This window comes from Streptomyces sp. NPDC052101, assembly GCF_040680235.1.
GTDB lineage: Bacteria > Actinomycetota > Actinomycetes > Streptomycetales > Streptomycetaceae > Streptomyces.
This window is the reverse complement of sequence record NZ_JBFAWH010000001.1, coordinates 379,500-392,058: the sequence shown is the minus strand read 5'-3', so window position 1 is coordinate 392,058 and position 12,559 is coordinate 379,500. Positions and strand designations below refer to the sequence as shown.

The following is a 12,559-nucleotide window of genomic DNA, read 5'->3' as shown; positions in this document are numbered from 1 at the left end:
CCGCAGGACGCCCGCCGCCCGGCTCAGCGGCGGAACCCCCGGCGGACCCGCGCGGCCCCCGCACGCCCGCGGCCCCGCTCAGCCACCCGGCGTCCGTGCTCGGTCCGGGATTTCCGTGAGGGGTACGGGGCGGTGTTCGTGCCGGGAGAGTTCGCAGGCCTCGGCCACCCGCAGGGCTTGCAGGGCCTCATGGCCGTCGCACGGGTTGGGACGCTCACCGAGCACCACGTCCACGAAGGCGTTCAGTTCGGCCTCGTACGCGGGGCCGAACCGCTCCAGGAAGCCTGTCCACGGCTTGTCCGCGGGCGGCGGCCCGGTCGGCTCGGTGGACGCGAGCGGCGTACGGTCGTCCAGGCCCACCACGACCGTGTCCCGCTCCCCGGCCAGCTCCATGCGCACGTCGTACCCGGCGCCGTTCAGCCGCGTCGCCGTGGCCGTGGCCAGCGTGCCGTCGTCCAGGGCGAGCAGCACCGCGCCCGTGTCGACGTCGCCGGCCGCACGGAACATCGCGGGCCCGCCGTCCGACCCGGCGGCGTACACGGCGGCCACCTCACGGCCCGTCACCCACCGCAGCACGTCGAAGTCGTGGATCAGCGTGTCCCGGAACAGCCCGCCGGACAGCGGCAGCCAGTCGGCCGGGGGAGGGGACTGGTCGCAGGTCATCGCGCGCACCGTGTGCAGCCGGCCGAGCCGCCCCGCGCGGACCGCCTCGCGGGCGCCCGCGTACCCCGCGTCGAAGCGCCGCTGGAACCCCATCTGCAGCACCGTCCCGGCCGTCTCCACCTCGGCGAGCGCCTGCAGGGTGCCCGGCACATCGAGGGCGATCGGCTTCTCGCAGAAGACCGGCAGACCCGAGCGCGCCGCCCGGCCGATCAGTTCCGCATGGGCGGGCGTCGCCGTGGCGATCACCACCGCGTCCACGCCCCACTTGAAGATCTCGTCCACTCCGGGCGCCGCCGTCTCGCCCAGCCGGTGCGCCAGCCCCTGCGCCCGCGCCGGATCCGCGTCCGTCAGGATCAGCGATCCGACCTCACGGTGGCGGCTGAGCGTTCTCGCGTGAAGGGTGCCGATGCGGCCCGTACCGATGACCCCGATGCGCATGGAAACAAAGTGAGGGCGCAGCCCGTGCCCTGTCAATGCGTATGTCCGGACAATCGGACTACACGACTTCCCGTCAACCGATCACGGGGCTACGCTCAAGCCCGTGCCGAAACCAGATGTGGACCCGACCGTGTCGCTCGACCTCCGTGTGGACCGTAGCTCTCCGGTGCCGCTGTACTTCCAGCTCTCCCAGCAGCTGGAGGCCGCCATCGAGCACGGCACCCTCACCCCGGGCAGCCTGCTGGGCAACGAGATCGAGCTGGCCGCGCGGCTCGGCCTGTCCCGGCCGACCGTCCGCCAGGCCATCCAGTCCCTCGTCGACAAGGGGCTCCTCGTGCGCCGCCGCGGCGTCGGTACGCAGGTGGTGCACAGCCAGGTCAAGCGCCCGCTGGAGCTGAGCAGCCTCTACGACGACCTGGAGGCGGCCGGCCAGCGCCCCGCGACCAAGGTGCTGGTCAACACCGTGCTGCCGGCCTCCGCCACCGTCGCCGCCGCGCTCGGCGTGCCCGAGGGCGCCGATGTGCACCGCATCGAGCGGCTGCGTCTCGCGCACGGCGAGCCGATGGCGTACCTGGTCAACCACCTTCCGACCGGCCTGCTCGACCTGGGCACCGAGCAGCTGGAGGCCACCGGCCTGTACCGGCTGATGCGCTCCGCCGGTATCACCCTGCACAGCGCCCGCCAGTCCATCGGCGCCCGCGCGGCCACGGCCGCCGAGGCCGAGCGGCTCGCCGAGGCCGAGGGTGCCCCGCTGCTCACCATGCAGCGCACCACCTTCGACGACACCGGCCGCGCGGTCGAGTTCGGCGACCACATCTACCGTCCGACGCGCTACTCCTTCGAGTTCCAGCTGCTCGTCCGTCCCTGACCGCCGACCCCCGGGTTCGTCGCAATGTCCGGACAATCGAACGGGCGGGGGCTCCCCGGCTGTGTCATGAGTGTTCCCTGTGATCGATACTGGATCGTTTGGGGCCGCCGAGCTGATCGGCGGTCCCTCTCGTCCGTTGGAACGCAGCAAGACACGGCAAGAAGGGGCACCGCCTCGTGGCACGGTTTCGGACCTGGGCAGTCATCGCGCTGACAGGGGCACTCTCGGTGTCCCTCGCGGCGTGCAGCAGCACCGGAGGCAAGCGGGCCGAGGACGCCCGCAAGGCCGCCGCGGCCCAGGGGAGGGCGGCGGTGAACACTCCGCGCTGGACCTTCGCGATGATCACCCACTCCGGGGACGGCGACACCTTCTGGGACATCGTGCAGAGCGGCGCCAAGCAGGCCGCCGTCAAGGACAACATCAACTTCCTGTACTCGCACGACGACCAGGCCCAGCAGCAGGCGCAGCTGGTGGACGCGGCGGTCGACAAGAAGGTCGACGGCATCATCGTCACCCTCGCCAAGCCGGACGCCATGAAGGCCGCCGTGACCCGCGCCGAGAAGGCGGGCATCCCGGTCATCACGGTGAACTCCGGCTCCGAGGAGTCCAAGGCCTTCGGCGCGCTCACCCACATCGGCCAGGACGAGACCATCGCCGGCGAGGCCGTCGGCGACGAGCTGAACAAGCGCGGCAAGAAGAAGGCCCTGTGCGTGCTGCACGAGCAGGGCAACGTCGGCCACGAGCAGCGCTGCGACGGCGTCGCCAAGACCTTCCACGGCACCCTGCAGAAGCTCTACGTCAACGGCACCAACATGCCCGACGTCCAGTCCGCCGTCGAGGCCAAGCTCCAGGCCGACACCTCCCTCGACGCCGTCGTCACCCTCGGCGCGCCCTACGCGGACACCGCGGTGAAGGCGAAGAACGACGCGGGCAGCAAGGCCGAGATCGACACCTTCGACCTCAACGCCCAGGTCGCCGCCGAGCTGAAGAACGGCACCCTCGGCTTCGCCGTGGACCAGCAGCCGTACCTTCAGGGCTACGAGGCGGTCGACCTGCTGTGGGCCTACAAGTACAACAGCGACGTCCTCGGCGGCGGCAAGCCGGTGCTGACCGGCCCGCAGATCATCACCAAGGACCAGGCCTCCGCGCTGGCCGCGTACACCGAGCGGGGCACCCGATGAGCGCGACCGTGGAGAAGACGGCCGATGAAAGGATTCTTCAGACCTCGCCGCTGAAGAAGCTGCTCTCCCGTCCCGAGCTGGGCTCGGTGGTCGGCGCGCTCGCCGTCTTCGTCTTCTTCGCCGTCACCGCGGACGGCTTCCTCAACGCCTCCAGCCTCAGCACGGTCCTGTACGCCTCCTCGACCATCGGCATCATGGCCGTACCGGTGGCGCTGCTGATGATCGGCGGCGAGTTCGACCTGTCGGCCGGCGTCCTCGTGACGTCCTCGGCGCTGATCTCCTCGATGTTCAGCTACCAGATGACGGCGAACACCTGGGTCGGCGTAGGGGTGTCCCTCCTCGTGACCCTGGCCATCGGTGCCTTCAACGGCTTCATGCTCACCCGCACCAAGCTGCCCAGCTTCATCGTCACGCTGGGCACCTTCCTGATGCTGACCGGCCTGAACCTCGGCTTCACGAAGCTGATCGACGACACGGTCTCCACCAAGACCATCGCCGACATGGAGGGCTTCCCCAGCGCCCACGACGTCTTCGCCTCGACCTTCACGATCGGCGGCGTCGACTTCAAGGTCACCATCCTGTGGTGGCTGGGCCTGGTCGCCCTCGCCTCCTGGATCCTGCTGCGCACCCGCGCCGGCAACTGGATCTTCGCGGTCGGCGGCAACGAGGACGCGGCCCGCGCGGTCGGCGTGCCCGTGGCGAAGACCAAGATCGGCCTCTACATGGGCGTGGCCTTCGGCGCCTGGATCTCGGGCCAGCACCTGCTCTTCTCCTTCGACGCCGTCCAGTCCGGCGAGGGCGTCGGCAACGAGCTGATCTACATCATCGCGGCCGTCATCGGTGGCTGCCTGATCACCGGCGGCTACGGCAGCGCGATCGGCTCCGCCGTGGGCGCCCTCCTGTTCGGCATGACCAGCAAGGGCATCGTCTTCGCCGAGTGGAATCCCGACTGGTTCAAGTTCTTCCTCGGAGCGATGCTGCTCCTCGCGACCCTGCTCAACGCCTGGGTCAAGAAGCGCGCGGAGGCGACGACGTGACCGACGACACGAGCGATGACACGAACGACGGCATGAACGACGGCATGAACGACGACATGAACGACGACATGAACGACGGCATGAACGACGGCATGACGGACGACGCGACCGTGACCGCCGCGTGCACGCCGCTGGTCGAGCTGAACGGCGTCGGCAAGCACTACGGCAACGTCCGCGCCCTGGAGGGCGTCTCCCTGGAGGTCCACGCGGGCGGGGTCACCTGCGTCCTGGGCGACAACGGCGCCGGCAAGTCGACCCTGATCAAGACCATCGCGGGCCTGCACCGGCACGACGCCGGCACCCTGCGCATCGAGGGCGAGGACACCCGTCTCGCCTCCCCGCGCGAGGCCCTGGACCGCGGCATCGCCACGGTCTACCAGGACCTGGCCGTCGTCCCGCTGATGCCGGTGTGGCGCAACTTCTTCCTGGGCTCCGAGCCCCGCAAGGGCGTCGGCCCCTTCAAGCGGCTGGACATCGACTTCATGCGCCGCACCACCCGCGAGGCACTGCTGCGCATGGGCATCGACCTCCGCGACGTCGACCAGCCCATCGGCACCCTCTCCGGCGGCGAACGCCAGTGCGTGGCGATCGCCCGCGCGGTCCACTTCGGCGCGAAGGTCCTCGTCCTCGACGAGCCGACCGCCGCGCTGGGCGTCAAGCAGTCCGGTGTGGTCCTCAAATATGTGGCCGCCGCACGCGACGAGGGCCTGGGCGTCGTCTTGATCACCCACAACCCGCACCATGCGTACCTCGTAGGGGACAGGTTCGTACTGCTGCGGAGGGGCACGATGGTGGGCAATTACACACGGGACGAGATCACGCTGGACGAGCTGACCGAGCAGATGGCCGGCGGTTCCGACCTGGACGCCCTACGCCACGAACTGCAGCGGGCCTAGGGGGCGCGGGGCTGCGTCGATGTGCGGCTCCGCCGCGGGGCGCGATCAACCACGGCGCACCCGCGGACGGCGATGCTCGCGCACCCTCCCCTGCCCCGCGCGGCACTCAGCGTGAGCGTGCGGCAGAATCGACGAACGATGAGCACCTACCGCGACCTCACCGCCCCCATCGGCTCCCGCAGGGCCCCCGTGCTCCGTACGGTCGGCACCAGGGAACGCCGCTCCCACCTGACCGCACCCCGTGTGCCGACGGTCGGTATCGACATCGGCGGCACCAAGGTCATGGCGGGCGTCGTGGACGCCGACGGCAACATCCTGGAGAAGCTCCGCGCCGAGACCCCGGACAAGTCCAAGAGCCCCAAGGTCGTCGAGGACACCATCGTCGAACTGGTCCTGGACCTCTCCGACCGGCACGACGTGCACGCGGTCGGCATCGGCGCCGCCGGCTGGGTCGACGCCGACCGCAACCGCGTCCTGTTCGCGCCCCACCTGTCCTGGCGCAACGAACCGCTGCGCGACCGCCTGAGCGGCCGGCTCTCCGTGCCGGTCCTCGTGGACAACGACGCCAACACCGCCGCCTGGGCGGAGTGGCGCTTCGGCGCCGGCCGCGGCGAGGACCACCTCGTCATGATCACCCTCGGCACCGGCATCGGCGGCGCCATCCTGGAGGACGGCCAGGTCAAGCGCGGCAAGTTCGGTGTCGCCGGCGAGTTCGGCCATATGCAGGTCGTCCCCGGCGGGCACCGCTGCCCGTGCGGCAACCGCGGCTGCTGGGAGCAGTACAGCTCCGGCAACGCCCTCGTCCGCGAGGCCAAGGAACTGGCTGCCGCCGACTCGCCCGTCGCCTACGGCATCATCGAGCACGTCAAGGGCAACATCGGCGACATCACCGGCCCGATGATCACCGAGCTGGCCCGCGAGGGCGACGCCATGTGCATCGAGCTGCTCCAGGACATCGGGCAGTGGCTCGGCGTCGGCATCGCCAACCTCGCCGCCGCCCTCGACCCGTCCTGCTTCGTCATCGGCGGCGGGGTCTCGGCCGCCGACGACCTGCTCATCGGCCCGGCCCGGGACGCCTTCAAGCGCCACCTCACCGGCCGCGGCTACCGCCCCGAGGCCCGTATCACCCGCGCCCAGCTCGGCCCCGAGGCCGGCATGGTGGGCGCCGCCGACCTGGCCCGGCTGGTGGCCCGCCGGTTCCGCCGTGCCAAGCGCCGCCGGGTGGAGCGCTTCGAGCGCTACGAGCGCTACGCCCAGGCTCGCCGCGACCGGGACTCCGCATGACCGCCTCGCTGCCCCGCCAGGCCGCCCCGCCGGACGAGCCGCGCCGCCCCGCCGAGGACTCCCGGCACAGGGCCAGACGCCGCGCGCTCACCCTGCTGATCATCGGCCTGCTGATCGGCGTCCCGGCCGGCTACCTGGTGATCTCCGCCAACCAGAGCCGCAACAGCGGCAAGGACAAGGAGGCGAAGTACTCGGCGACCGGCCTCGTCGCGGGCTATCCGTCGAAGGTGCAGCGCCGCCTCTACCAGGTGACCGTCCCGCACCCCGCCGACCATGTCGCCTCCTACGAGACGAACAACTGGAAGACCAGCCGGCTCTACGTCCAGTTCCGCACCAACGACGCCGGTCTGGAAGGCTTCCTGCAGACCATGGGCGTACACCGGGACCAGCTGGAGAAGGGCGACATCGCCATCGGCGCCCGCGACCGGAAGGTCAGCGGCTGGCACTTCACCGGTCCCGGCCCCTGGTGGGGACTCACCCACGAGCAGAAGAACCCGGCACCCACCCAGGATGTCGTAGTGAACCTGTCCGACCCGGACAACCCGATGGTCTACGTCGTCTCCCGCACGGTGCCCTGAACACCGGCCGCGGCCGGTCGCCGGGGCCGATTGTCAGACCCCGCCCGTAGAGTCGAAGACGTCTGATCCGGCACATGGGCGGAAGGTGGCAGGACGTATGAGCGGGGGCACGGCCGCGGTGGCCGAGCGCACGGCAGACGCCGGGCGGACGGGGAGCGGGATCCCGGTGCGCCTCGCGTCCGTCTATCTTCCCGCGCCCCTCCCGCGCGAGGGCCGTATCGCCTTCTGGGACCCCGACGGAGGTGCCCTGCCCGCCGAAGCCGACGGCGCCACCGACGAGCTGACGGTCGTACGACGCCACGGTGCCACCGTCCGCCGCCGCCAGGTGCCCGCGCTGACCCTGCCGCTCGCCGAGGCCCTGCCGCTGCTGGTCGGGGCCCGCCGCGATCCGGCCGCCCATCCGGCCACGGCCTGCTGGGGCGCCGCCGCGCTGCACGCGCTGCGGCTGGTCGCGCGCGGCCGGCTGCTGCCGGGCCTGACCCCGGGCGGCCAGGACGCCTGGCGGGCGGGCCCACTGGAGCCCGGCGACATCGCGCACCTGCGCGCGGTGGCCGCGGCCCTGCCCCCGGAGGGCCACGCCGTGCCGCTCCCGGACCCCGGCCCGCTCCGGCTGCCCGAGCCGGAGGCCCTGATCCGCTCCTTCCTGGACGCGGTCGCCGACACCCTGCCCCGCACCCCGGCCGCCCCGTACACCTCCGGCCGGCCCTTCGCCGCCCGCGAGCCCGTGGCCCTGCCGCAGGCCCACGAGTGGGCGGCCGAGGTCGCCGCCGGCATGGACGCGGGCGTACGGATCTCGCTGCGCCTGGACCTGTCCGCCTACGACGTCTTCGACACCGGCGAGCACGACGGCGCCCGCGCCGCGGGAGCCGCCATCGTGCAGGTGCACAGCCTCGCCGACCCCACCTTGATGGCGGACGCCGCGGCCCTGTGGGCGGGGGAGGCCGACACGGCGTTCGGGCCCCGCGCGCGCGTGGACGCCGCCCTCGCCGTACGGCGCGCGGCTCGCGCCTGGCCGCCCCTGGACCGCCTCGCCGAGCAGGACGTGCCGGACGTCCTCGCCCTGTCCGAGGAGGAGCTGGGCGAACTGCTCGGCGTCGGCGCCACCCGGCTGGCCGCCGCCGGGGTCGCCGTGCACTGGCCCCGGGACCTCGCCCGCGATCTGACGGCCGCCGCCGAGGTCCGCCCCGCACCCGGCTCGGCGACCGACGGCACCGGCTTCTTCGAGAGCGAGGACCTGCTGCAGTTCCGCTGGCAGCTGGCGCTCGGCGGGGATCCGCTCAGCGAGGCCGAGATGGACACCCTCGCCGAGGCCCACCGTCCGGTCGTGCGACTCCGGGACAGCTGGGTGCTGGTCGACCCGGCCCTCGTCCGCAAGGCCCGCAAGCGCGAACTGGGCCTGCTCGACCCGGTCGACGCGCTGTCCGTCGCACTCACCGGCACCGCCGACGTCGACGGCGAGAGCGTCGAGGCCGTCCCCGTCGGCGCACTGGCCGTCCTGCGCGACCGCCTCACCGCCGGGCTGCGCCCCGCCGAGCCGCCCGCGGGCCTCGCCGCCACCCTCCGCGACTACCAGCTGCGCGGCCTGGCCTGGCTGGACCTCATGACCTCACTCGGCCTCGGCGGCTGCCTCGCCGACGACATGGGCCTCGGCAAGACCGTCACCCTCATCGCCCTGCACCTCAAGCGCGCCCGGACCGAGCCGACCCTCGTGGTCTGCCCCGCCTCCCTGCTCGGCAACTGGCAGCGGGAGATCACCCGCTTCGCCCCCGGCGTGCCCGTCTGCCGCTTCCACGGCCCCGACCGCACCCTGGACGGCCTCGACGGCGGCTTCGTCCTCACCACGTACGGCACCATGCGCTCCACCGCGACCCGCCTGGCCGAGGAACCCTGGGGCATGGTCGTCGCCGACGAGGCCCAGCACGTGAAGAACCCGTACTCCGCCACGGCCAAGGCGCTGCGCGCGATCCCGGCACCGGCACGCGTGGCGCTGACCGGCACACCGGTGGAGAACAACCTCTCCGAACTGTGGGCCCTGCTCGACTGGACCACCCCCGGACTCCTCGGCCCCCTCAAGTCCTTCCGGGCCCGCCACGCCCGTGCGGTGGAGAACGGCGAGGACCAGGAAGCCATCGACCGCCTCGCCCGCCTCGTCCGACCCTTCCTCCTGCGCCGCAAGAAGTCCGACCCCGGCATCGTCCCCGAACTGCCCCCCAAGACCGAGACGGACCACCCGGTGCCCCTCACCCGTGAACAGGCCTCGCTGTACGAGGCGGTCGTGCGCGAGTCGATGCTCGCCATCGAGACCGCCGAGGGCATCGCCCGCCGAGGCCTGGTCCTGAAGCTGCTGGGCGCCCTGAAGCAGATCTGCGACCACCCGGCGCTGTACCTGAAGGAGGAGGCACACATCGGCCGGCTCGCCCACCGCTCCGGCAAACTCGCCCTGCTGGACGAGCTGTTGGACACCCTGCTGGCCGAGGACGGCTCGGCGCTCGTCTTCACCCAGTACGTCGGCATGGCCCGCCTCATCACCGCCCACCTCTCCGCCCGCGCGATCCCGGTCGACCTGCTGCACGGCGGCACCCCCGTGCCGGAGCGCGAGCGCATGGTGGACCGCTTCCAGAACGGTGAGACCCCGGTCCTGGTGCTCTCCCTGAAGGCCGCCGGCACCGGCCTGAACCTCACCCGCGCGGGCCATGTCGTCCACTTCGACCGCTGGTGGAACCCAGCCGTCGAGGAACAGGCCACCGACCGCGCGTACCGCATCGGCCAGACCCAGCCCGTCCAGGTCCACCGCCTGGTCACCGAGGGCACGGTCGAGGACCGTATCGCCGAGATGCTCACCGCCAAGCGCGCCCTGGCCGACGCGGTCCTCGGCTCCGGCGAGGCGGCCCTCACCGAACTGACGGACCGTGAACTGTCCGACCTGGTCTCGCTGCGGAGGACGACGTGACGAGCGGGGAACAGCGCCCCGGCGACGCCGCCCGACGGGCGCTGCGGGAGGCGCGGCAGCGCGCGGAGGCCGAGCGGGCCGGGTCCGAACCGGCGGGACCCGAACAGTCGGCGTCCGAGAGGACGGAGACCGTACGGCCGGAGACCAGGCGGACCAAGTCCGCGAAGGAGCAGGCGGTGTCCGAGCCCGCTGTCGAGCGGGCCGGCGGCACCATGGAGCCGAGGCCCGCGGACGCCGTGCGGGCCGCTCTCCGGTCGGCCGTGCCGGCACTGCCCGCCCGGCCGGGCGCGGCCGGCGCGACCGGCGCGACCGACGAGAGCGGAGACCGTGCCGCATCTGGTGACAGCGGTACGACCGGTGCCACGGCGCAGTCCGTTGACACCTCTGGGCCCGGTGCCCCGGCGCAGTCCGTTGACGACGCGCCCGATGCCACGGCACGGTCCGAGGACGCGGGCGACCGGGACATGCCCGGGGCCGCGCACGCGGGACGGCCCGCGGGGCGCCCTGCCGACGTGGCCAGGGAAGCACTCCGGTCCGCCCGACGGGAGGCGCTGCGGGCCGAGGCCGAGGCGGCCGAGGCCGCCGCGCGCGGCAAGCGGACGGCCGAGCCCGGTACCCGGCGCGGCCCTCGCGCGAGCGGGAGGTCCGCCGCCCCCGCGCCGCACACGGCATCCGCCCCCGGACCGGACTCCCGGGCCGCCCGCGTCCAGGCCGCGCAGGACATGCGGCATTACCTGGCGAACGCCTTCCGGATGCCGAAGTGGTCCGACACCCCGGAGGAGGAGCCACAGACCCCGGAAACCACCGCTGACCCCACCGACAGCGCCCACAGCGCCGAGCCGCTTCCCGCGACCCCGGACCCGTACACCCCGCCCGCGACACCCGGCGACGGGCCGGTGTCCGCCTACGCACCCCCTGCCGCGACCACCCTCACCGACCCGCACCCGACGCCCTCGCACCCCGCGGCCTCCCCCCACGTGCCGCCCACCATGGCCACCCCGCACCGCGACACCGAACTGCGCCGCACCTTCCCGGCGTTCCCGCCCCGCGAGGCCGGTGCCGGGGACGTGCCGTTCGCGGCGACCTGGTGGGGCAACGCATGGGTGGCCGCGCTGGAGCGGGGCGCGCTGGACGCCAAGCGGGTGGCACGGGGCCGCTCCTATGCCGACCAGGGGCATGTCGACGCGATCACCGTGACACCGGGGCTCGTGCTGGCGTACGTGCGCGGGAGCCGGCCGCGTCCGTACCGCGTGCAGATGCGGGTCCGCACGCTGGAGGACGAGGGCTGGGCGCGGTTCCTGGACACGGCCGCCGACCGGCCGGGGCACATCGCCGCGCTGCTCGACAAGGAGCTGCCCCCGTCCCTCGCCGACTCGGGCGTCCCCCTGCTGCCCGGCCCCGGCGACCTGGCACCGCGCTGCAGCTGCCCCGACTCCGGCCACCCCTGCAAGCACGCGGCCGCGCTCTGCTACCAGACGGCACGGCTGCTCGACGCCGACCCGTTCGTGCTGCTTCTGCTGCGCGGCCGGGGCGAGAAGGACCTGCTCGACGCGCTGTCCCGGCGCAGTGCCGCCCGCGCGGCCCGCACCGCCCGGGAGCGCCAGCCGCAGTCCCTGCCCGGCGTACGCGCCGCCGACGTCCTCGCCCCCCGCCAACTCCCGCCGCTGCCACCGCCGTTGCCGGCACCCCCGCACCCCGAGCAACCACCGGTGTATCCGGCGGCGCCCGGCGGCCCGGACCCCTTCGCGCTCGACCAGCTGGCGACCGACGCCGCCGCCCGCGCCCACGCCCTGCTCGCCACCGGATGCGACCCGGTGGGCGAGCTGACCCTGTGGCAGGACGCGGTGCGGCTGGCCGCGGCCCGCCCCGGTTCCGGTCTCACGGCCACCACCCGCGCCCTCTACGCCACGCTCGCCACGGCCGCCGGCCGTACCCCGGCCGACCTCGCGCGTGCCGTAGCGGCCTGGCGGCAGGGCGGGCTCGCCGGACTGGCCGTCCTGGAGGAGGCCTGGGACCCGCCGGCCGGCCGCTTCGACCGGGCCCGCCCGCTGCTGCTCGCCGCCGACCTCCCGGCGTTCCGCCCCTGGCGCAACCACCTCACCCACCCCCGCGGCCATGTCCAGCTCAGACTCGGCCGCGACGGCCTGTGGTACGCCTACGAATCGGAGCCGGGCCAGGACGACTGGTGGCCCCGCGGCACGCCCGACCTGGACCCGGTGGGCGCGCTGACCGGGCTCGGCACACCGGACGACCTGTAGGGCTTGTCCGCCGGGGTCCCGCCGCCGGACCGGCCGGTCCGGTACGGGGAGCGGCCGGGCACGGCCGGTCGCGGCAGCGGTCGCGGAGTGCGCCGCATGATCCGTGTGGGTCCCGTGTGGTGGGACGGGGCGTGCGCCGGCGCCCGGTGGGCCGTTGGGCCGATGGCTTCATGACCGGCCGGATCGGCATCGGGCGGGCGGGGAGACGTGAGACCGGTGAGGGCGGGCAAGGGGCACACGGTGAGGGACCGGAGCGTACCGAGGACGGTGCCGGGCCGCATCGGCATGACGCTGGTCATGGTGTTCGTCGGGGTGTTGTTCAGCGGCCTCGGGATCGGCGGAGGCGTGGGTCTCGCCGGCGACCTGAAGTACTCCACGCGCCTCTCCGGCACCCGGGGCTGCTGAA

Annotated in this window: 10 protein-coding genes; 9 read left to right on the top strand and 1 reads right to left on the bottom strand. The window is 73.3% G+C overall.

The genetic code is table 11. The features are described from left to right. Nucleotides 1-78: 78 nt before the first annotated feature. Nucleotides 79-1,101 carry a Gfo/Idh/MocA family oxidoreductase gene (locus tag AB0L75_RS01715; RefSeq protein WP_365173886.1) on the bottom strand — a complete coding sequence of 341 codons (1,023 nt, stop codon included), beginning with the start codon at nucleotides 1,099-1,101 and terminating at the stop codon, nucleotides 79-81. A 130-nt stretch (nucleotides 1,102-1,231) separates the two neighbouring features. On the opposite strand from AB0L75_RS01715, the gene AB0L75_RS01710 reads away from it, so the two are divergent. The 9 genes from AB0L75_RS01710 (at nucleotide 1,232) to AB0L75_RS01670 (ending at nucleotide 12,558) form a co-directional block, all read left to right on the top strand. Beyond that, nucleotides 1,232-1,969, top strand: coding sequence for a GntR family transcriptional regulator (locus tag AB0L75_RS01710; protein WP_365174847.1), 738 nt, complete (start codon nucleotides 1,232-1,234; stop codon nucleotides 1,967-1,969). A 176-nt stretch (nucleotides 1,970-2,145) separates the two neighbouring features. Next, nucleotides 2,146-3,150: a sugar ABC transporter substrate-binding protein gene (locus AB0L75_RS01705; protein WP_365173883.1), complete on the top strand. Its 1,005-nt coding sequence runs from the start codon at nucleotides 2,146-2,148 to the stop codon at nucleotides 3,148-3,150. Further along, nucleotides 3,147-4,187 carry an ABC transporter permease gene (locus AB0L75_RS01700; RefSeq protein WP_365173881.1) on the top strand — a complete coding sequence of 347 codons (1,041 nt, stop codon included), beginning with the start codon at nucleotides 3,147-3,149 and terminating at the stop codon, nucleotides 4,185-4,187. Before AB0L75_RS01705 ends, AB0L75_RS01700 begins: the two co-directional genes overlap by 4 nt. Before the next feature lie 92 nt (nucleotides 4,188-4,279). Beyond that, a complete protein-coding gene (locus AB0L75_RS01695) occupies nucleotides 4,280-5,083 on the top strand; it encodes an ATP-binding cassette domain-containing protein (RefSeq protein ID WP_365174846.1) in 804 nt (267 codons plus the stop codon). A 138-nt stretch (nucleotides 5,084-5,221) separates the two neighbouring features. Next, nucleotides 5,222-6,367: an ROK family glucokinase gene (locus tag AB0L75_RS01690; RefSeq protein ID WP_365173878.1), complete on the top strand. Its 1,146-nt coding sequence runs from the start codon at nucleotides 5,222-5,224 to the stop codon at nucleotides 6,365-6,367. After that, nucleotides 6,364-6,945, top strand: a complete 582-nt coding sequence (locus AB0L75_RS01685; RefSeq protein WP_365173875.1) for a sugar kinase — start codon at nucleotides 6,364-6,366, stop codon at nucleotides 6,943-6,945. Before AB0L75_RS01690 ends, AB0L75_RS01685 begins: the two co-directional genes overlap by 4 nt. Nucleotides 6,946-7,042: 97 nt before the next feature. Continuing rightward, the gene (locus AB0L75_RS01680; protein WP_365173872.1) at nucleotides 7,043-9,895 is read left to right on the top strand and encodes a DEAD/DEAH box helicase; all 2,853 of its coding nucleotides are present in this window, start codon (nucleotides 7,043-7,045) and stop codon (nucleotides 9,893-9,895) included. A 212-nt stretch (nucleotides 9,896-10,107) separates the two neighbouring features. Next, nucleotides 10,108-12,153: an SWIM zinc finger family protein gene (locus AB0L75_RS01675; RefSeq protein WP_365174844.1), complete on the top strand. Its 2,046-nt coding sequence runs from the start codon at nucleotides 10,108-10,110 to the stop codon at nucleotides 12,151-12,153. A 240-nt stretch (nucleotides 12,154-12,393) separates the two neighbouring features. Next, a complete protein-coding gene (locus AB0L75_RS01670) occupies nucleotides 12,394-12,558 on the top strand; it encodes a hypothetical protein (protein ID WP_365173870.1) in 165 nt (54 codons plus the stop codon). The last annotated feature ends 1 nt before the right edge of the window (nucleotide 12,559 follow it).